The following is a 20,105-nucleotide window of genomic DNA, read 5'->3' as shown; positions in this document are numbered from 1 at the left end:
CCGATAATTAACCAAGCGCGGCGTGGTTGCGATGCAGCACCACCACGTTTTGTTCGGCGTTCTTTTGTTTCTGTTGGTCGACCAGATCCTGCAAGGAAACCGAATCCAGGTAGTCGACCATTTTCTCGTTCAGCGTGGCCCACAGCTCGTGGGTCATGCAGCGCGCGCCGCTGGCGGCGTCGGCGCCGTGGCAGTTTTCCTTGCCGCCGCACTGGGTGGCGTCGAGCGGCTCGTCGACGGCGATGATGATGTCGGCCACCGTGACCTTGTCGGCCCGGCGCGCCAGGCTGTAGCCACCGCCCGGTCCGCGTATCGACTCGACGATCTCATGCCGGCGCAACTTGCCGAACAACTGCTCCAGGTACGACAGGGAGATGGCCTGACGCTGGCTGATGCCCGACAAGGTGACCGGGCCTTTGCCTTGGCGCAAAGCCAGATCGATCATCGCAGTCACAGCAAAACGGCCTTTGGTGGTCAGACGCATCACTACCTCGGTTCAACTCGGTTAAAATATCGTCTTGCAACTGATCAAAGCCTGATTAGTTGAACGATTTAGTCAAGTATACCAAACTTTGGCGTATCGCGTCGGATGGCCCCACGCTTTGCCGGCCCTCTTGCCCGGCCCTTCCCCCTCACTCCACACGCAGCAGACGCATCGGCCCGAACAGCGCATGCATGGACGTGTTGCCGATGAAACTCAGGTTGTAGGGATGCTCGGTGACGATCTGCGGAAACTTTTTCATTACCGGCAACTTATTCAGCTGCTCGGCGATCTTTCCCCATAGTACGAGCGTCGGCGGCGTCGCCGCCTGGCGGGCCAGGCCGGCCATCACCGTCTCGAAGAAGGGCAGCCAGGCCCTGGCGTCCTTGACCGGCGCCACGTGCGGGCGGAACACCAGCGAGGCGTTGAGCAGCAGGAAACCCTGGGCGCCCAGCTTGTCCTGCAACTGGGCCAGGGTTTGGATGGCGGCGCCGGCGCGGGCGCGTTCGGCCACCTCGGCCAGCGCGTTGCCGGCGGTGTTGTCTGCCAACAACTGACCATCGGCAACCAATAACATCTTCATAAAGTTGCGCAGCGAGGTGGCCTTGTTGACCGGCTTGGACAGGCCGCCGCCCGGCTCCGCCGACCACAGGCTGCCGACCGCGCCGTCCATGAAGCAGACCCCGGTGGCGCTCTCGGCGCGCGGATACGGCCCCTCGCCCACCAGCACGTAGCGCACCAGGTCCAGCGGCAGGGCGAAGGCGGCGAACAGGCGTTGCTCGGTGGGCAGGTAGGCGTCGGCGGCCAAGTCGGCCAGATAGGCGGGGTCGGCCGCCTGCACCGCCTGCAGCCCCTCGGTCAAGATGGCTTGCCAGGAGACATGGGCGCGCGCCAGCGCGGCGAGGATGGAGCTCGGGATGGTCATTGCGGAAATGGTCGGTGACGGCGGGAAAGGGCAAATTGTAGCGCAAGGCCGGCCACGGCGAGTCGCCACCGCCATATGGCCGTCATATGACCGTCATATGGCCTTCATGCGGCTGTGATACATCTATCACGCGGCGGCGCGCGCATTTTTTCCGAATTGCCCGGCGCGGCACTTAAGGCCACCTCGAATAACTGGCTTTCGTAACGACGTGAAGGAAAAAGCGCCTGCCAGCCGGCGTTGAGGGCAATAGAGAAATGGATCGCGCGGCTGAGCGGAACAGGCGTTGGTGAGCGAGCAGCCGGATCTAGCGGTGGAAAAACAGCCCTTTCAGCCGATCCCCCCGCTGTTTAGAACGGTGGCAGCCCGCGTTCTTTCAAGAAGACGAGCCGCTTCAAGTTGTAGCTGGCCGCTTTGAGGTGCAACGCGAAGGTGGCGCGCACAATGCCCAAGCATCGCACGAGTTTTCCGCCCATCTGCGCCAGCGCTCCGAACACATGCTCGACGCGGGCGCGCGGCGTGGCGATGCGGCGGTTGCGCCGTTTCTGCGCGGCCGAAATACCTTTGGTGGCGTGGCCCCGGCGCTGGATGTGGACATGCCAGCCGGCCTGTTCGAGCGCGCTTTCGCGCTCGGCGCTGGGGTAGCCCCGGTCGGCGTACACCGCTTTGCTGGTGTTGCTCGGATCGAGCAAGGCCTCGAATACGGTGGTGTCGGCCACCGCGGCGTTGGTGACGGCGATTTTGCGGATGAGTTTGTAGCGTTTGTCCACACTGGCGTGCAGCTTGTAGCCGAAGTGCGATTTAGCGTGCTTTTTGGTCCAGCACGCGTCGACATCTTTTTGCGCCCGTTTGTGGGGTTTCCAGGTCAGGGGCATGGTGCCCTCTTTGACGGTGTCGGCCTCGTCACGCTTGTTGCGTTGTACCGGCGCCTGCACCAACGAGGCATCAACGATCTGGCCGCAGCGCGCCATGTAACCATGTTTTTGCAATTGCTGTTGGACCTGCTCGAACACATAGGGTTACACACAACTTTTGAGTGGCCCTCCAACCACCAGGAAAACTGTTTACATTCAAAGACTTAGCATTGGGGCTTGTAAACTTCCGAAAAAAGCGTTTACTTTTCGGAATTTGGGTGACGCGTTGGCTACTGAATCGAAGCATTGGGTTGCGGAAGAATTCTCGGAAATGGACCTTGGCGATGCGCGGCTGAACAAGCGGGCGCGGGTAATGGTTGAGGCGTTCGCGGCCAAGCCGACGGCGAGCATTCCGATGGCGTGCGATGGCTGGACGGACATGGCGGCGGCCTATCGTTTCCTCGACAACGACGAGGTTACATGGCAGGGCATCATGGCGCCGCACTGGGAACGAACGGAACAGCGCATGGCCGGCCATCGTGTCGTATTGTGCCTGCAGGACACCACCGAACTCGATTTCAACGGCCAGAAGGTGCGCGGCCTGGGCCCGCTCAATTACGAGGCTCGCCGTGGCATGTATGTGCACCCGACCTATGCCGTAACCCCGCAACGCGAACCGCTCGGCGTGTGCGACGCCTGGATGTGGGCGCGCGAGGCGCGCGATGCCGCGGGCGTGCGTTCTGGTCAGAGTGAGAGTGCGCGCTGGATCGAGGGTTACCAACGGGTCGCCGAGATGGCTAGCCGCGTGCCGTTGAGTCGGTTGGTCTACGTGGCCGACCGCGAGGGCGATATGCTGGGCCTGATGCAGTGTGCCAAGGAGCTCGGCACGCCGGCAGACTGGTTGGTCCGCGCCAAACATAACCGCTGCTTGCCCGATGGCGAGCGGCTGTGGGAACGCACCTGCGCCGGCACACCCTTGGGCCAGATCGTCTTCACAATGGGCGCGCGCCATGGCGTCAAGGAGCGCAAGGTGCGCCAGGAACTGTGGGCCACATCGGTCGAACTTCACGCCGGCAAACCCGGCGCCGTCACCGTCACGTGCGTGATCGCGCGGGAAATCGACGCGCCCCAAGGCTGCAAGCCGGTCGAATGGCGTTTGCTGACGAATCGCGCCGCGCCGACGCTGGAGGACGTCATCGAACTCATTGACTGGTACCGGGCGCGCTGGGAGATTGAGATGTTCTTCAACGTGCTCAAGAATGGCTGTCGGGTCGAGTCGATGCAACTGGGCAGCATCGATGGAATCGAGCGGGCGCTGGCTTTGTACATGGTGATCTCGTGGCGAATTGCACATCTGATGCGCCTGGGCAGAACCTGTCCCGATCTCGACGCCAATCTCTTCTTCAGTCCGGATGAAATTCATGGTGCCTACCTGTTGACCAATACCAAACCAGCACCGGATCGCACACCAACATTGAACGAGGTGCTGCGTCTGGTGGCCCGATTGGGCGGGTTCATCGGTCGCAAGAGCGATGGCGAACCCGGCGTGAAGACGATATGGCTGGGCCTGCAAGAGGTCCGCATATCGGCCGCAACACTGGCTGCCTTACGCGATCAATAATTTGTGTGTAACCCTATGGCTCGAACACCAGCGTGCCGGCGCCGGCCTGGGCCAGGCGGTCGCGAAACAACCAGATCGTCTTGGCGTCGGGAATGCTGCTGCTCTCGGTCAGATCCAGAAATTGCAGGAAACTGCGGCGGTCGAGCAACTGGTACTCGAGCGCGTCGTCGGCCAGGTTGTAGAGCTGCTGGAGCACCAGGATCTTCACCATCAACACAGTCGGATACGGCGGACGGCCGCCCTTGGCGCGCGAAGGCCTCGGCGCTGCGGCATCGATGCTGGCGGCCAGCGCGTCGAAGTCCACATGGTTGGTTAAACCGACCAGCGGATCGCCGATCTTTGTACGCCGATCTTCGCGTTCATGTTCTGCAAACAGGGCTGATCCGGGGCTTCATCATTGTGGTACTCGTTGGTCGCGAGCTGATGCAAGAATTTTACCGAACCGGCGAGCGGCAGGCTAGGTTTCTAGAGGTGGCCTTATTGCGGGTTACGGCCTTCCGGTACCGGCAATTGTCAAATATAAGGCCGGCCCCCTAGCTTGCGCGAGTTTAGCATCCGCTTGACAGCGAGCGAACCGGCAACGAACACGGATGCGATGTCTGTCGCTGGTGTCGCCGGCCTACGATGAGAAAACCCAGGAAACCAATGACGATAAGGGGCAAAGTTGCGGGTTCGGGAATGACCTGAACCAGCCAACTACCGGTGCCACCAAAAATATCCGTTGGGTTTTGCCAGCGAGCATCTCCCCGCTCTATTAAATATTGAGGATTTGATGAATCAAAAAAAAAGTCTAGCCCATAAATATTCGTCGCACTCCCAAGAGCATTTGAAGCCCATCCAGCTATTTCAGGAAATCCACTCTGCGTCGAGGTAGATCCAAAGAACTGAAAAAATGCATCTGTATTCACTCCAGGAGATATTTGATGCCCAAAAAAACCGAACTCATCGAATAAGTTATTAATTTCTTCGGGAGTCGCATAGCGGTACCCAGAAAAATCACCGTTAGGTCCGGTTTCGCTTGCGACATCAATATAGGTTCGACCTTCAGTAAAATTTAAATCTAGCCACGCAAGATTGGTGCTGGTATCTATTGAAACTGAATTGATACCAAATCTCGGATCTGTGGCCTGAATAAAGAAAGCGTGTGAGTTTATGCTAATCGTGAGAAAAATTAATGTAGCGAGACATCTGATCCATGCCAATGATTTCATGATACGATCCTTAAAAAACTTTCATTTGTAACTACGGGAGTTTCAAAGCTTCCATTCGTGATTAGGTTCGCATGGGTCAACGGGACCGCGAGAAAAATAGTGATTAACACGGAGAATAAATTTTTTACATTCGACCATGTCAAGCGGAACGGATTGAGGAGTATTGGTGAATACTTGCTAACAGAATAATTTTTTAATGTTGTCTTTGAATAATTTTTATCGGAAATAATGCCGAAAGAGAAAAATATCCAAAGTCTTAAATGATCCGTCAAGTCAACCACTAAGCAAATTTTGGCCCAATGAAGATAAGCCATTGATTACTAAGAATTTGCGAATAAAAAAATAGGTGAAATCGAACTTGGCTGTAAAAATTTCCGACAGATTTCTCCATGCCCTTGGTGAAAATATTGACGCTACATGTCCAGACACTTACTAATTTTCCAGAAAGTATAGTCATGCTTCCTCATAGGGGAAAAGTGGCTTTTCTAAGTGGAAAGTTAGTAACGATCCATTCCCCGGCTACGCTGCTTCACTTTTTCCTGTTCACGCTCCCGCTCCCGGCTTCGGCGGCGGTCGTGCTCCTGCAATTGCTCGTTCCAGTCCTTCCCGTAGGAAGGTTCTTGGGAAAACAACCTTGTCCCCTCCGGGGCCAACCGTGCCACTTCCTGCATGAGCTTCTGCCCGGCCTCGTCGCGGTCGGCGGCCAGCACGATCTCGACCCTGCGCCCGGCCGCCTTGGCCAGCACGCCCCGCACCAGCTCGCGCTGGTGCGCGCTCATGCTGCCGCCCGTGCTGAGGTAGGCAATATCCTTCTCGCCGGTGAACTGGGGGTCTGAGGTGCAGTGGAACAGAAAACCCGGTTAAGGCCACCTCTAGAAACCTAGCCTGCCGCTCGCCGGTTCGGTAAAATTCTTGCATCAGCCCGCGACCAACGAGTACCACAATGATGAAGCCCCGGATCAGCCTGTTTGCAGAACATGAACGCGAAGATCGACGTACAAAGATCGGCGATCCGCTGGTCGGTTTAACCAACCATGTGGACTTCGACGCGCTGGCCGCCAGCATCGATGCCGCAGCGCCGAGGCCTTCGCGCGCCAAGGGCGGCCGTCCGCCGTATCCGACTGTGTTGATGGTGAAGATCCTGGTGCTCCAGCAGCTCTACAACCTGGCCGACGACGCGCTCGAGTACCAGTTGCTCGACCGCCGCAGTTTCCTGCAATTTCTGGATCTGACCGAGAGCAGCAGCATTCCCGACGCCAAGACGATCTGGTTGTTTCGCGACCGCCTGGCCCAGGCCGGCGCCGGCACGCTGGTGTTCGAGCAGGTCCAACAGCAATTGCAAAAACATGGTTACATGGCGCGCTGCGGCCAGATCGTTGATGCCTCGTTGGTGCAGGCGCCGGTACAACGCAACAAGCGTGACGAGGCCGACACCGTCAAAGAGGGCACCATGCCCCTGACCTGGAAACCCCACAAACGGGCGCAAAAAGATGTCGACGCGCGCTGGACCAAAAAGCACGCTAAATCGCACTTCGGCTACAAGCTGCACGCCAGTGTGGACAAACGCTACAAACTCATCCGCAAAATCGCCGTCACCAACGCCGCGGTGGCCGACACCACCGTATTCGAGGCCTTGCTCGATCCGAGCAACACCAGCAAAGCGGTGTACGCCGACCGGGGCTACCCCAGCGCCGAGCGCGAAAGCGCGCTCGAACAGGCCGGCTGGCATGTCCACATCCAGCGCCGGGGCCACGCCACCAAAGGTATTTCGGCCGCGCAGAAACGGCGCAACCGCCGCATCGCCACGCCGCGCGCCCGCGTCGAGCATGTGTTCGGAGCGCTGGCGCAGATGGGCGGAAAACTCGTGCGATGCCTGGGCATTGTGCGCGCCACCTTCGCGTTGCACCTCAAAGCGGCCAGCTACAACTTGAAGCGGCTCGTCTTCTTGAAAGAACGCGGGCTGCCACCGTTCTGAACAGCGGGGGGATCGGCTGAAAGGGCTGTTTTTCCACCGCTAGATCCGGCTGCTCGCTCACCAACGCCTGTTCCGCTCAGCCGCGCGATCCATTTCTCTATTGCCCTCAACGCCGGCTGGCAGGCGCTTTTTCCTTCACGTCGTTACGAAAGCCAGTTATTCGAGGTGGCCTTAAATGCGCGCTACTTACCCTGGGCCTCTTGCGTTTATTTCAACGATATAGCAAGATTATCAGGTCTTTCCCCGTCCCACTGCTCAGCCCTATCCTTTTCGAGGTAATACGTGGCAACTCCAGACATCTCCAAGCTCAAGATCGAACGGGCGCCGACGGCGCAGATTCCCGGCCAACGCTCGCGGCGGCGGCGCTGGGTCAAGCTGGCGGTCGGCGTGGTGGTGCTGGCGGTGCTGGCGATGGCGGCCGGACGCTTGTTGAACGGCAAGCCCAGCGTGGAAACGGTGACGGTGGCGCAGGCCTATCCGGCGCAGAACTACACCCTGCTCAACGCCACCGGCTACGTGGTGGCGCAGCGCAAGGCGGCGCTGTCGTCGAAGGCCACCGGCCGGCTGGAATGGCTCGGCGTGTTGGAAGGCAGCCGGGTCAAAAAGGACGAGGTCATCGCCCGCTTGGAGAACCGCGACGTCAGCGCCAGCCTGGGCCAGGCGCAGGCCAACATCAAGGTGGCGCAGGCCAACCTGGAGCAGGGACAGGCCGAGCTGGCCGACGCCCAGGCCGCCTTCCAGCGCGCCGCCGACCTGCTCAAACAGAAATTCATCGCCGCCGCCACCTACGACGCGGCGCAGGCGCGGCTGAACAAGGCCAAGGCCAACATCAGCGGCTACCGCGCCGGCATCGCGGCGGCCCAGGCCAACGCCCAGGTGGCCCAGGTGGCGCTGGACCAGACGGTGATCCGCGCCCCCTTCGACGGTGTGATCCTGACCAAGAGCGCCAACGTGGGCGACAACATCACGCCGTTCTCGTCGGCCGCCGACAGCAAGGGCGCCGTCGTCACCATCGCCGACATGGACACGCTGGAGGTGGAGGCCGACGTGTCGGAGTCCAACCTGAGCAAGATCCGCGTCGACCAGCCGGCCGAGATCCAGCTCGACGCCTTCCCCGAGCTGCGCCTGGCCGGCGTGGTCTCGCGCATGGTGCCGACGGTGGACCGCAGCAAGGCCACCCTGCTGGTCAAGGTGCGCTTCGCCGAGCGCGACCCCCGCGTGCTGCCGGACATGAGCGCCAAGGTGGCCTTCCTGTCCAAGCCGGTGCCGGCCGAGGACAAGCAGGCCGTCAGCGCCGTCCAGCCGGGCGCCATCGTCACGCGCGAGGGCAAGCCGGCCGCCTTCGTGGTCGACGGCGACAAGCTCAAGCAGGTGGCGGTGAGCAGCGGGCGCAAGATCGGCGAGCTGGTCGAGGTCAAGGGCCTGAAGGCCGGCGACAAGGTGGTGCTGGCGCCGGACGCCAAGCTGCACGACGGCCAGTTGGTCGGCGTGGTGAAGAAATAGGCGGAGAGAACCCATGCAGCCCTTGGTCCAGATCGAACACCTGGTGAAGTCCTACCGGCGCGGCGGGCAGATCGTGCCGGTGCTGACCGACATCAGCCTGACCATCCAGCCGGGCGACTTCACCGCGCTGATGGCCCTTCCGGCTCGGGCAAGAGCACCCTGCTCAACCTGATCGCCGGCATCGACAAGCCCGACAGCGGCGTGCTGCGCGTGGCCGGCCTGGACATCGCCGGCATGGGCGAGAGCGAGCTGGCGCGCTGGCGCGCCGCCAACATCGGCTTCATCTTCCAGTTCTACAACCTGATGCCGGTGCTGACGGCGTTCGAGAACGTCGAGCTGCCGCTGCTGCTGACCAAGCTGTCGCGGCGCGAACGGCGCGAGCGGGTCGAGCTGACGCTGGCCATGGTCAACCTGGCCGACCGCATGGACCACACGCCCAACGAGCTGTCCGGCGGCCAACAGCAGCGCGTGGCGATCGCCCGCGCCATCGTCACCGACCCGACCCTGATCGTCGCCGACGAGCCCACCGGCGACCTGGACCGCCAGTCGGCCAGCGAGGTGCTGGCCCTGCTGAACCAGCTCAACCGCGAGCTCGGCAAGACCATCATCATGGTCACCCACGACGCCCACGCGGCGGCGCAGGCGCGCAGCATGGTGCACCTGGAAAAAGGCGAGCTGATGGCCGAAGCGGCCGTGGCCGGCTAGCCCATGTACGCGCTGCGCCTGATCATCAAGAACGCCCTGCGCCACAAGCTGCGCACCGTGCTGACGGTGCTCGGCCTGGTGGTGGCGACGCTCTCCTTCGGCCTGCTGCAAACGGTGGTCGACGCCTGGTACGCCGGCGCCGAGGGCGCCTCCAACACCACCCTGGTCACGCGCAACAAGACCTCGCTGGTGTTCCCGCTGCCGCTGTCCTACCAGGCCAAGCTGCGCGGCGTGGACGGCGTGACCGGGGTCGGCTACGCCAACTGGTTCGGCGGCGTCTACCAGGACCCGAAGAACTTCTTCGCCCAGTTCGCCATCTCCGGCCAGAGCTACCTCGACATCTACCCCGACTACCTGCTGCCCGAGGCCGAGCGCGCCGCCTTCCTGCGCGACCGCAAGGGCGCCATCGTCGGCCGCAAACTGGCGCAGCAGTACGGCTTCAAGCTCGGCGACGTCATCCCGATCAAGGGCACGATCTACCCGGGCAATTGGGAGTTCGTGGTGCGCGGCATCTACGACGGGCGGCAAACCGGCACCAACACGGCGACCATGTTCTTCCACTGGGACTACATCAACGAGAGCATCCTCAAGGTGGCGCCGCGGCGCGGCAACCAGATCGGCGTCTACGTGGTGCGCATCGCCCGCGCCGAGGACGCCGCCACCGTCTCGGCGACCATCGACGCGCAGTTCCGCAACTCGCTGGCCGAGACCTTGACCGAGACCGAGAAGGCCTTCCAGCTCGGCTTCGTCTCGATGTCGGAGGCGATCGTGGTGGCGATCCGCGTGGTGTCCTTCGTGGTCATCCTGATCATCATGGCGGTGATGGCCAACACCATGGCGATGAGCGCGCGCGAGCGGCTCGGCGAGTACGCCACCTTGAAGGCGCTCGGCTTCGGCCCGGGCTTCCTGGCGCTGATGATCTTCGGCGAGTCGATGCTGCTGGCCCTGGCCGGCGCCGGCCTGGGCATCGCCCTGCTGTACCCGGTGGCGGCCGGCTTCGGCGCCAAGATGGGCACCATGTTCCCGGTGTTCGAGGTGGCGCCGCTGACGGTGCTGCAGCAGGTGCTGGCGGCGCTGGGCATCGGCGTGGTGGCGGCCATCGCGCCGACGCTGCGGGCGATCCGCGTCAACATCGTCGACGGCCTGCGCAGCATAGGATGAGCACACCAATGAACGAGGCGCCATGAGCATCCCCCTCTCCTACATCGCGCGCAACCTGTGGGCGCGCCGCCTGACCACGGCGCTGACGGCCGGCGGCCTGGCGCTGGTGGTGTTCGTCTTCGCCGCCGTATTGATGCTCGACGAGGGCCTGCGCAACACCCTGGTCACCACCGGCGAGTACGACAACGTGGTGCTGATCCGCCGCTCGGCCGAGACCGAGGTGCAGAGCGGCGTCGACCGCACCCAGGCCAACATCGCCGCCAGCCATGCGGCCATCGGCCTGGGCGCCGACGGCCAGCCGATGCTGTCGAAGGAGACGCTGGTGCTCATCTCGCTCAACAAGCGCGGCTCGGACAAGCCGTCCAACATCATCATCCGCGGCGTCGGCGCGCGCGCGCTGACGCTGCGGCCGCAGGTCAAGCTGACGGCGGGGCGCATGTTCCGCCCGGGCGCCTCGGAGATCGTCGCCGGCGCCAGCATCGCGCGGCGCTTCTCCGGCGCCGGCATCGGCGAAACGCTGCGCTTCGGCCAGCGCGAGTGGACCGTGGTCGGCTTGTTCGACGCCGGCAACAGCGGCTTCGATTCGGAGATCTGGGGCGACGCCGACCAGTTGATGCAGGCCTTCCGCCGCAACGTCTACTCGTCCGTGGTGCTGCGCCTGGCCGACAGCGGCCGCTTCGACGGCTTCAAGAAGGACATCGAGGGCGACCAGCGGCTGACCCTGGAGGCCAAGCGCGAGCAGACCTTCTACTCGGACCAGTCGCGCGCGCTGTCGACCTTCATCAGCATCCTCGGCCTGACCCTGTCGGTGATTTTCTCCATCGGCGCGATGATCGGGGCGACCATCACCATGTACGCCTCGGTGGCCAACCGGGTCGGCGAGATCGGCACCTTGCGCGCGCTGGGTTTCCAGCGCAGGAACATCCTCGCGGCGTTTTTGACGGAGGCTATGCTGCTGGCGGTGGTGGGCGGCGTGGTCGGGCTGGCCTTCGCCTCGCTGATGCAGTTCCTGTCGTTCTCGACGACGAACTTCCAGTCCTTCTCCGAACTGGCCTTCGGCTTCAAGCTGAACGCCGCGATCATTGTGAAGACGCTGCTGTTCTCGCTGGTGATGGGGATGGTGGGCGGCTTCCTGCCGGCCCTGCGGGCGGCGCGCATGCAGATCGTCGACGCGCTGCGCGCCGCCTGAGCCGGGCGACTCGCCAACAGCCGCGAGGCAGATGAAGCCCGGCGGCGGCGGCGAAGCAGGGTCAGACCCTAGGGTCTGACCCTCTGGACCTGCAGTCCGCCTACTCGGCGTCCGGCTGTTGCGCCGGATGCGCCTGGACGAAGGCCGGCAGCGCGGCGCAGTTGGCGTGGATGCGCATGACGGTCGGATAGGCCGCCATGTCGATGTCGAAGCGCTGCGCGTTGAACACCTGCGGCACCAGGCAGCAGTCGGCCAGGCCGGGCGTGTCGCCGTGGCAGAAGCGGCCGGTGTGCGGATCGCGCGCCAGGTGCGCCTCCAGCATCGCCATGCCCTCGCCGACCCAGTGGACGACCCACTGCAGCTTGACCTCCTCCGACACGCCGAGCGGCCCCTTCAAATACTTGAGCACGCGCAGGTTCGCCAACGGATGGATGTCGCAGGCCACCGTCTGCGCCAGCGCGCGCACGCGGGCGCGGCCGAGCGCGTCGGCCGGCAGCAACGGCGCCAGCGGCCGGGTCTCGTCGAGATACTCGATGATCGCCAGCGACTGGCTGAGCAGCGCGCCGTCGTCGTCCAGCGCCGGCACCAGCGCGCTGGGGTTGACGGCGCGGTAGGCCTCGACCAGCTGCTCGCCGCCATTGCGCAGCAAATGCACCGGCACCGCTTCGTAGTCCAGCCCCTTCAGGTTCAGCGCGATGCGCACCCGATAAGCGGCCGAGCTACGGAAGTAGGTGTACAGCTTCATCTCAGCGGCGCTCCTGGTAGCGCGCCACGGTCTGGTCGATGCTGCCGAAGATGCTGGCGCCCTGCTCGTCGCGCATTTCGATGCGCACGCTGTCGCCGAACTTGAGGAAGCCGGTGCTCGGCTTGCCGCCTTCGATGGTCTCGTACATGCGCACCTCGGCCAGGCAGCAGTAGCCGACACCGCCGTTTTCGATGCTCGAGCCGTGCAGGTTGCCCTGCTTGTTCGACACCGTGCCGGAGCCGATGATGGTGCCGGCCGCCAGCTCGCGCGTGCGGGCGGCGTGCGCCACCAGCTGGGCGAAGTTGAAGGTCATGTCCTCGCCGGCGTTCGGCTTGCCGAAGGGCTTGCCGCTCAGTTCCACCAACAGCGGCAGGTGCAGCTTGGTGTCGGCCCAGTGGCCGCCCAACTCGTCGGGCGTGACCGCCACCGGCGAGAAGGCGCTGGCCGCCTTCGACTGGAAGAAGCCGAAGCCCTTGGCCAGCTCGTTGGGGATCAGGTTGCGCAGCGAGACGTCGTTCACCAGCATCACCAGGCGGATCGCCTTGGCGGCGTCGGCCTCGGTCGCGCCCATGGCGACGTCGCCGGTGATGACGGCCACTTCGGCCTCCAGGTCGATGCCCCACTCTTCCGTCAGCGCGAAGATCGGGTCGCGCGGACCGATGAAGCTGTCCGAGCCGCCCTGGTACATCAGCGGGTCGGTGTAGAACGAGGCCGGCACCTCGGCGTTGCGGGCGCGGCGCACCAGCTCGACGTGGTTGATGTAGGCCGAGCCGTCGGCCCACTGGTAGGCGCGCGGCAGCGGCGAGTGGCACAGGCTCTGCTCGAAGGGCTGGGCCAGCGCGGCGCTGCCGGCGTTGAGCGCGGCGTAGACCTGCTCCAACCGCGGCGCGATGGCGTCCCAGTTGTCCAGCGCCAGCTGCAGCGTGGCGGCGATCTGCGGCACGGCGACATAGTTGTTCAGGTCGCGGCTGACGACCACCAGGGCGCCGTCGCGGCCGCCGTTTTTCAGGCTGGCGAGCTTCATGCCTTCACCTCCGCTTCCGGCGCGTGCATCCAGGCGGCGTGCTTGGGCGCCTTGCGCGTGCGCGACCACTCCTCCAGCATCTCCCACTTGACCGAGTCGAGCTGCTGCATCATCTCCGGCGTGCCGATGTTGGCGGCCAGTTCGAGGCGGTGGCCGTTCGGGTCGAAGAAGTAGATCGACTTGAAGATGCCGTGGTAGACCGGGCCGAGCACCTCGATGCCGCCGGCGACCAGCTGCTCCTTGGCGGCCAACAGCTCTTCCATGCTGCCCACCTCCAGCGCCAGGTGCTGCACCCAGGCCGGGGTGTTGTGGTCGCGGTCCATCGGCGGCTGGGTCGGCAGCTCGAAGAAGGCCAGCACGTTGCCGTGGCCGGCGTCGAGGAAGACGTGCATGTACGGGTCCGGCGCCTTGGTCGACGGCACCTCGTTCTCGGCGATGGCCAGCACGAAGTTCATGTTCAGGTGTTTCACATACCAGTCGACGGTCTGCTTGGCGTCGATGCAGCGGTAGGCCACATGGTGGATTTGTTTGATTTTCATCGTTGTCTCCGGGGGTGAATTCGTTCGCTGCGGGTCGGCAGTGTGGCACTAACGACGGGCGCGGCATCTATGCTTAGCATTAGATGCCAGTTTCAGATATCATACAAACGGTATTTTTACCTCCACTTATCAGAATTCCTTATGAATCCTAGCCTGCGCCAAATGCGCGCCCTGGTGGCGCTCGCCAAGACCGGCAGCTTCACCCTGGCCGCCGAAATTTTGCACGTGACGCAGTCGGCCCTGAGCGGGCAGATCAAGGAGCTCGAGCAGCTGCTCGGCGTGAAGGTGGTCGAGCGCACCACGCGCAAGGCGCAGCTGTCCGAGCTGGGCCGCGAGCTGTATCCGCTGTTCGACAAGATGCTGCAGGACTTGGACGGCGCCATGGCCGACATCGCCAACCGCAAGGCGCTGAAGAAGGGCATGGTGCGGGTGGCGGCGCCGCAGATGATGTCCTGCACCCTGCTGCCGGAGGTGATCGCCGCCTACCGGCTGGCCTATCCGGACGTGCAGGTCAAGCTGGTCGACTGTCCGGTGGAGAACGTCTCGGCCCGCGTGTTCAGCGGCGAGGTCGACTTCGGCATCGGCCCCGAGCGCGAGCCGACCGCCGAGATCGACGCCCGGGTGCTGCTCGAGATGCCCTTCGTGCTGGTGTTCCCGCCCGGCCACGCGCTCGAACAGCGCGAGCGCATCAGCTGGGCCGACGTCAACGACTACCCCTTCATCGCCTTGCAGGGCCAGTTCACCGAGCGGCTGCTGCACGACATGCACGTGTCCTTCCGCGAGCTCTCGCTCAGCCCGTACAACGAGGTGACCTTCATGACCACCGCGCTGGCCATGGTCAGCGCCAAGCTGGGCATCACCGTCTGCCTGCCCTACGCCGAGCCGATGGTCAAGCTGTACGGCCTGCGGATGCGCCTGCTGCAAGACCCCGAGCTGACGCGCCGCTTCTTCGTCTACACCAAGAACGCCCGCGCCCTGTCGCCGGCGGCCGAGAGCTTCGTCGCCTTCCTGCACGAGTTCGTCGACACCCACGAATGGAACGTGACGGTGCGCGGCGCCTGAGCCGGCGGCAGGGGCGCGCCGCGCCTTCGCCTCACATAGATAATGCGAATCATTATCATTTGCATTGACATTCAAACGAGTCCGGGCTAAGCTTTGCGAATATCAATTCGGCAAGCTTTCAAGCAACCCAGGTGCCCATGTCCAGCGAACTGTCCTTCCCCGCCTTCTACCCCGCCGCGCGCGAGCGCACGCTGCGGCAATTCATCGAAGCCTTCTGGTGCGAGGGATTTCTGCAAGGATGGGTGCTCGACGGCACGGCGGGGGCGCCCGCCGCGCTCGCCCTGTGCGGCCGGGACGAGCAGGGCCAAGCCTGCCACTACCTGATCGACATCCAGCAGGCCGGCCCCTTCGGCCGCCTGCGCCTGAGCGGCGCGCTGCGCCACGCCGACGGGCGCGGCGGCGCGGCGCCCGACATCGGCACCGCCGTGCCGCAGTTGCTGCGCCATCTGGACGCGGCCCCGCCGGCGCTGCGCCAATTCGTCGCCGAGCTGCACAACACCGCGCTCAAGCAAGCCTACTCCAGCGCCGCGCCGCGCGCCGCCACGCTGCGCTCGCCCTACCGCTGGCAGGAGGCCGGCCTGGGCGACGGCCACCTCTACCATCCCTGCTTCCGCTCGCGCATGGGTTTCAGCGTCGACGACCATCTGCGCTACGGCCCCGAGTTCGCCCAGCCGATGCAACTGGTCTGGCTGGCGCTGGAGCGGCGCCTCGGCGCGGTGCACGCGCTGGCCGAGCTGGACTACGCCACCTTTCTGTCCGGACAACTGGGCCGGGCCGAATACGCCCGCCTGCTCGGTCTGGTCGAGCAACAGGGCCACGCGCCGGCCGACTACCTGCTGCTGCCGGCCCACCCCTGGCACTGGCAGCATTGCATCCAGCTGCGCTACGCCGACTGGCTGGCCGACGGCCGCCTGCTGGCGCTGGGCGAAGGCGGCGGCCGCTGGCTGGCGCAGCAATCGATCCGTTCGCTCAGCGCGCTCGACGGGCGCGAGCTGCACAACCTCAAGCTGCCGCTGGGCATCGCCAACAGCTCGGCCGACCGCATCCTGTCCGACCACCACGTGCACAACGCGCCCATCATCTCGCGCTGGCTGGACGGCGTTTGCCGCGCCGATCCCTTCCTCGCCGACGGCAAGCTGGCGATCCTGGCCGAGCCGATCGGCATCACCCTGGCCGACGAGCAGACCCGGCCGGACGCCTACGGCCTGCTGGGCGCCATTTGGCGCCAGTCGCCCGAGTCGCGGCTGGCGCCGGGCGAACAGGTGTTTCCGATGACCGGCTTGTGCGGCCTGGAGCAGGACGGCGCGCTGAGCATCGCGCCGTGGCTGCGCCAACACGGCGCCGCGGCCTGGGTCGCCGCCCTGCTCGAGGCGGTGGTGCCGCCCTTCCTGCACCTGATGATGGCGCACGGCGTGCTGCTCGAAGGACACGCGCAAAACACCCTGCTGATCCTGCGCGACGGCCTGCCCCGCCGCATCGCCGTGCGCGACCTGCCCGGCGGCCTGCACTATTTGCCCGCCAGCTGCACCGACTTGGACGCGCTGGCCGGGCTGCGCGGCGCGCCGGCCTACCGCAACGCCCTCAACGCCAGCGCCGGCTTCGCCTTCGGCTCGACCGGCGAGGCGCGCGACTATCTGCTCGAGGTGCTGTTCTTCATCAACCTGGGCGAACTCGCGCACCGCCTGGCGCTGCACGCCGACTACGCCGAGGCCGCCTTTTGGCGCCAGGCGCGCGCCACCGTGCTGGCCTACCAGGCCGGCTTTCCCGAGATGGCCGAGCGGCATCGCGTGTTCGACCTGCTCGGCCCGGGGCTGCAACTGGAGTGCCTGGCGGCGCGCCGCCTGCTGGGCTGGAGCACGCCGCGCTTCCGCCACGCCGCCAACCCGCTGGCCGAGGCAGAGGCCGATGTCGTTGCCGATGCGGGTGCCGGTGCCGGTGCAGATGCCGGTGCTGGTGCCGGTGCTGGGGCTGGTGCCGGTGGCGGCGCTGGCGTTGACGCTGGCCTCGGCGTGGCGGCGTGAGTGCGGCAGCAGCGATGCCGGCGCTGTTCACCCGGCCGGTGCTGGTGACGGTGGGCGGCCATTTCGGCGCCGCCTTCGCCGCCCTGTGCATGCCGCCGTTCTACGCCTACATCCTGCAGGCCAACTTCTCCTCGCAGTCGCTGGCATTGGCCGGCTGGTACTTCACGCTGCCGACGCTGGCCGCCGCCATCGCCAATCCCCTGTGGGGCCGGCTGGCCGACCGCATCGGCCGGCGCGCCTCGCTGGTTCGCGCCCACGCCGGCCTGTGCCTGAGCTTCGTCCTGACCGGCCTGGCCCGCACGCCGCTCGAATTCGCTCTCGGTCTGACCTTGCAGGGCCTGCTGGGCGGCACCTTTTCCGCCTCCAACGCCTTCCTGGCCGAGCAGGTGCCCGCCTCGCGCCTGGCCACGTTGCTCGGCCTGATGCAAGGCTCGGCGCGCACCGCCCTGTTCGTCGGCCCGGCGCTGATCGGCCTGCTCAGCGGCCGCGCCGACCTGCTGCAACTGTTCCTCTATCTGGCCTTGTTTCCCGCCGCCGCCAGCCTGATCCTGTTCTTCCTGCCCGAGCCGGCCGCGAACGGCGGCGCGGCGGCGGCCGACGCGGCCGCGTCCGGCACGGCGGCGGCGGCGGCGGCGGTCCAGGCCGGCGCCGCATGCGGCATCGGCGCCGCCACCCTTTACCGCTTGCAGGCCTTGTTCACCATCGGCACCGTGCTGTCCTATCCGTACTTCGTCATCGACCTGGGCAGCCGGCTCGGCATCGGCGCGGCCACGGCGGGCCTGCTGTTCGGTCTGCCGCACGCGCTGTTCCTGCTGCTGGCCTGGCCGCTCGGCCGCACGCTGCGCTTCGCCAACGCCCGCGCCAGCCTGGCGCGCTATGCCGCGCTCACCTGTGCCAGCCTGCTGTTGCAGCTGTGCGCCGACAACCTGGCCTGGCTGGTGGCCGGACGCCTGCTGATGGGCGTCGGCATGACCGGCGCCAACCTGGCCATCAACAGCCTGGCCGCCGCCACCACCGTCGGCGCGCAGGCGGGACGCCACTTCGGCCGGCTCGAAGGGGCCAACAAATGGGGCGCGGTCGGCGCCGGCCTGCTGGCCAGTGTGCTGGTCGCGCCGCTGGGCTACGCGGCGCCCATGTGGCTCGGCTGCGCCCTGCTCGGATTGCTCTATCTCTCGATGAAATGGAAAACGCCATGAACTCACCACTGACGCTTTTGCAACAACAGGCGCTGGCCGCGACGGCCGGCGCCAGTGCCGGGCCGACACGCCAGCCCGGCTACGGCTCGCCGCGCTTCGCCGAACAGCAGCATTGCCGCCTGCTCATCAACTGCTATGCGCGCGAGGTGGCCATGCACGAACACACGATGGCGGTGCTGCCGGCCGCCGGGCGGGCGCCGATGCCGCCCGACTACCAGGGCCAGTTGCTCGAGATAACGCTGGCGCGCCTTGGCAGCCGCTTGCGCGTGGGCGTGCTGCACGTCTCGGCGACCTGCAATTTCGACTACACCAGCGCGGTGTTCGTGCAGCGCGGCGACGGGGCGTGGCGCGAGGCCGACTGGCACGACGTGGCGCGGCTGGTGATCGAGGACCTGTCGTTGCGCGCCGACACCGGCTTCAACGAGGAGCTGCTGCAACAAATCGGCGACAGCATCGCCACCATGCAAGACCTGCTGGAACGCCAGCCGACGGCGCGCCACGCCGCCGCGCCGGTCCAGCTGACGCCGCCGCAGGCGTATATCGACAGCGAGCAAAGCCTGTTGACCGGCCACCCCTTCCATCCGGCGCCGAAGAGCCGCTCTGACTGGTCGCCCGACGAGCAGCGGAACTACTCGCCGGAGCACAAGGCCAGGCTGCGGCTGCGCTACTTCGAGATTCCCCGCGCCTGGCTGCGCAGCGCCAGCCTGGACCAGACGCCGGCCGCCGGGCTGCTCGATCGCCTGTGCCGGCACGGGCTGACGGCGGCGGCCGACGGCGTCATCGTGCCGCTGCATCCCTGGCAGGCCGACTGGCTGGCGCGGCAGGAGCGCATCGCCGCCGCGCTGCGCAGCGGCGAAGTGCGCGACCTGGGCGAAGGCGGCGCGCCCTTCCACCCGACCGCCTCGATCCGCACCTTGCTGTCCGACGACGCCGACGGCTTCCTCAAGCTGTCGCTCAACATGCGCATCACCAACTGCATCCGCAACAACGCCCGCCACGAACTGGAGGGGGCGCTGACCGGCAGCCGCCTGTATCGCGCCATGCAGGGCGAGATGCAGGCCCGCTTCCCCCGCTTCCACGTGCTGGAGGAGCGCGCCTACCTGGCCGTGGCCTTCCCCGGCGGCGGCGAGGCCGACAAGGAACTCGAGAACGGCTTCGGCATGATGCTGCGCGAAGGCCTGGGCGAGCTGCTGCGCCAAGGCGTCCAGCCCCTGTTGTGCGCCGCGCTGTTCGGCAACGGCGAGCACGGCCGGCAGCGCGTGTTCGCCCTGATCGAACGCTACGCCCTGCATCGCGGCCTGCCGCTGGAACGCGCCGCCTGCGCCTGGTTCGCCCGCTACGCCGAGGCGGCGGTCCATCCCATCCTCTACCTGCTGTTCGAAAAAGGCGTGGCCTTCGAACCGCACATGCAAAACACGGTGGTGGGCCTGGACCAGGAAGGCGCCCCCAGCCACGTGATCCTGCGCGACCTGGAGCTGACCCGGCTGGCGCCCCGCGCCCACGCCCTGACCGAGGCGCTGGAGTTGGCGCCGGACACGCGCGAGGCGCTGTGCTGCGACGAGCAGCGCGCTTGGACGCGAATCGGCTACTGCCTGTTCGTCAACAACCTTTGCGAGGCCATCGGCATCATCGCCAACGGCAACCACAACCTCTACCTGGCGCTATGGGGCGTGCTGCGCGGCACCCTGCAGGACTACCTGACGCAATTCCCCGGCGCGGAGGCGAACCGCCGCATCCAGGGCTTGCTGGCGGGCGAACCGCTGCCGGCCAAGGGCAATCTGCTCACCCGCTTCCTGCGCCAGGCCGACCGGCACGCCAGCTATCTGCCCTTGTACCACCCGCTGGGCGTCGTCAACGGCGCGCCGCCCATGCATTAGCGTGGTGCCGCGCCCTTGT

Annotated in this window: 18 protein-coding genes and 1 pseudogene; 10 read left to right on the top strand and 9 right to left on the bottom strand. The window is 65.4% G+C overall.

Going from position 1 to position 20,105, the window contains the following annotated elements; all coding sequences use genetic code 11:
- Positions 1 to 7: 7 nt before the first annotated feature.
- From iscR to QC826_RS07790, 3 genes are all read right to left on the bottom strand, one after another.
- Positions 8 to 484 (bottom strand): Fe-S cluster assembly transcriptional regulator IscR, encoded by a 477-nt coding sequence (iscR, locus tag QC826_RS07800; protein WP_093389521.1) that lies wholly within the window; start codon positions 482 to 484, stop codon positions 8 to 10.
- A 148-nt stretch (positions 485 to 632) separates the two neighbouring features.
- Entirely contained in the window at positions 633 to 1,406 is a 774-nt protein-coding gene (locus tag QC826_RS07795; RefSeq protein ID WP_279765080.1) for a uracil-DNA glycosylase, read from the bottom strand.
- 347 nt (positions 1,407 to 1,753) lie between these two features.
- Entirely contained in the window at positions 1,754 to 2,416 is a 663-nt protein-coding gene (locus tag QC826_RS07790) for an IS5 family transposase (RefSeq protein WP_279765079.1), read from the bottom strand.
- Between the two features lie 127 nt (positions 2,417 to 2,543).
- Between QC826_RS07790 and QC826_RS07785 the strand changes: the two genes are divergently transcribed.
- Complete coding sequence (locus tag QC826_RS07785; protein ID WP_279765078.1) at positions 2,544 to 3,878, top strand: IS4 family transposase; 1,335 nt, start codon at positions 2,544 to 2,546, stop codon at positions 3,876 to 3,878.
- A 13-nt stretch (positions 3,879 to 3,891) separates the two neighbouring features.
- Here QC826_RS07785 and QC826_RS07780 read toward each other — a convergent pair whose 3' ends face one another.
- From QC826_RS07780 to QC826_RS07770, 3 genes are all read right to left on the bottom strand, one after another.
- Positions 3,892 to 4,182 (bottom strand): transposase, encoded by a 291-nt coding sequence (locus tag QC826_RS07780; protein WP_279765077.1) that lies wholly within the window; start codon positions 4,180 to 4,182, stop codon positions 3,892 to 3,894.
- 244 nt (positions 4,183 to 4,426) lie between these two features.
- Positions 4,427 to 5,089: a PEP-CTERM sorting domain-containing protein gene (locus QC826_RS07775; protein ID WP_279765076.1), complete on the bottom strand. Its 663-nt coding sequence runs from the start codon at positions 5,087 to 5,089 to the stop codon at positions 4,427 to 4,429.
- Positions 5,090 to 5,586: 497 nt separating this feature from the next.
- A complete protein-coding gene (locus QC826_RS07770) occupies positions 5,587 to 5,895 on the bottom strand; it encodes a toprim domain-containing protein (RefSeq protein ID WP_279766414.1) in 309 nt (102 codons plus the stop codon).
- 140 nt (positions 5,896 to 6,035) lie between these two features.
- Here QC826_RS07770 and QC826_RS07765 point away from each other — a divergent pair, with 140 nt between their 5' ends.
- The 5 genes and pseudogenes from QC826_RS07765 (at position 6,036) to QC826_RS07745 (ending at position 11,622) form a co-directional block, all read left to right on the top strand.
- Positions 6,036 to 7,064 carry an IS5 family transposase gene (locus QC826_RS07765; RefSeq protein ID WP_409567861.1) on the top strand — a complete coding sequence of 343 codons (1,029 nt, stop codon included), beginning with the start codon at positions 6,036 to 6,038 and terminating at the stop codon, positions 7,062 to 7,064.
- A 282-nt stretch (positions 7,065 to 7,346) separates the two neighbouring features.
- The gene (locus QC826_RS07760) at positions 7,347 to 8,567 is read left to right on the top strand and encodes an efflux RND transporter periplasmic adaptor subunit (protein WP_279765074.1); all 1,221 of its coding nucleotides are present in this window, start codon (positions 7,347 to 7,349) and stop codon (positions 8,565 to 8,567) included.
- 13 nt (positions 8,568 to 8,580) lie between these two features.
- Positions 8,581 to 9,272 (top strand): annotated as a pseudogene (locus tag QC826_RS07755) (ABC transporter ATP-binding protein).
- Positions 9,273 to 9,275: 3 nt separating this feature from the next.
- On the top strand, positions 9,276 to 10,433 hold the full coding sequence (locus tag QC826_RS07750; RefSeq protein WP_279765073.1) for an ABC transporter permease: 1,158 nt from the start codon (positions 9,276 to 9,278) through the stop codon (positions 10,431 to 10,433).
- A 22-nt stretch (positions 10,434 to 10,455) separates the two neighbouring features.
- Positions 10,456 to 11,622, top strand: a complete 1,167-nt coding sequence (locus tag QC826_RS07745; RefSeq protein WP_279765072.1) for an ABC transporter permease — start codon at positions 10,456 to 10,458, stop codon at positions 11,620 to 11,622.
- A 100-nt stretch (positions 11,623 to 11,722) separates the two neighbouring features.
- On the opposite strand, the gene maiA is transcribed toward QC826_RS07745, so the two are convergent.
- The 3 genes from maiA to QC826_RS07730 are packed head-to-tail and all read right to left on the bottom strand — an operon-like array spanning position 11,723 to position 13,930.
- Positions 11,723 to 12,367 (bottom strand): maleylacetoacetate isomerase, encoded by a 645-nt coding sequence (gene maiA / locus QC826_RS07740; RefSeq protein WP_279765071.1) that lies wholly within the window; start codon positions 12,365 to 12,367, stop codon positions 11,723 to 11,725.
- 1 nt (position 12,368) lies between these two features.
- Positions 12,369 to 13,391 carry a fumarylacetoacetate hydrolase family protein gene (locus tag QC826_RS07735; RefSeq protein WP_279765070.1) on the bottom strand — a complete coding sequence of 341 codons (1,023 nt, stop codon included), beginning with the start codon at positions 13,389 to 13,391 and terminating at the stop codon, positions 12,369 to 12,371.
- On the bottom strand, positions 13,388 to 13,930 hold the full coding sequence (locus QC826_RS07730) for a VOC family protein (protein ID WP_093389513.1): 543 nt from the start codon (positions 13,928 to 13,930) through the stop codon (positions 13,388 to 13,390). Before QC826_RS07730 ends, QC826_RS07735 begins: the two co-directional genes overlap by 4 nt.
- Positions 13,931 to 14,071: 141 nt before the next feature.
- Between QC826_RS07730 and QC826_RS07725 the strand changes: the two genes are divergently transcribed.
- The 4 genes from QC826_RS07725 (at position 14,072) to QC826_RS07710 (ending at position 20,086) form a co-directional block, all read left to right on the top strand.
- The gene (locus QC826_RS07725) at positions 14,072 to 14,992 is read left to right on the top strand and encodes a LysR family transcriptional regulator (RefSeq protein WP_279765069.1); all 921 of its coding nucleotides are present in this window, start codon (positions 14,072 to 14,074) and stop codon (positions 14,990 to 14,992) included.
- A gap of 137 nt (positions 14,993 to 15,129) precedes the next feature.
- The gene (locus QC826_RS07720) at positions 15,130 to 17,013 is read left to right on the top strand and encodes an IucA/IucC family siderophore biosynthesis protein (RefSeq protein WP_279765068.1); all 1,884 of its coding nucleotides are present in this window, start codon (positions 15,130 to 15,132) and stop codon (positions 17,011 to 17,013) included.
- The gene (locus QC826_RS07715; RefSeq protein WP_279765067.1) at positions 17,010 to 18,209 is read left to right on the top strand and encodes an MFS transporter; all 1,200 of its coding nucleotides are present in this window, start codon (positions 17,010 to 17,012) and stop codon (positions 18,207 to 18,209) included. Before QC826_RS07720 ends, QC826_RS07715 begins: the two co-directional genes overlap by 4 nt.
- Positions 18,206 to 20,086, top strand: coding sequence for an IucA/IucC family protein (locus QC826_RS07710; protein ID WP_279765066.1), 1,881 nt, complete (start codon positions 18,206 to 18,208; stop codon positions 20,084 to 20,086). Before QC826_RS07715 ends, QC826_RS07710 begins: the two co-directional genes overlap by 4 nt.
- Positions 20,087 to 20,105: the final 19 nt, after the last annotated feature.

It is taken from the genome of Rugamonas sp. DEMB1, assembly GCF_029834475.1.
GTDB classification, from domain to species: domain Bacteria; phylum Pseudomonadota; class Gammaproteobacteria; order Burkholderiales; family Burkholderiaceae_D; genus Rugamonas; species Rugamonas rubra.
The sequence above is the reverse complement of the archived record's forward strand: the minus strand, read 5'-3'. Positions and strand labels throughout refer to the sequence as shown.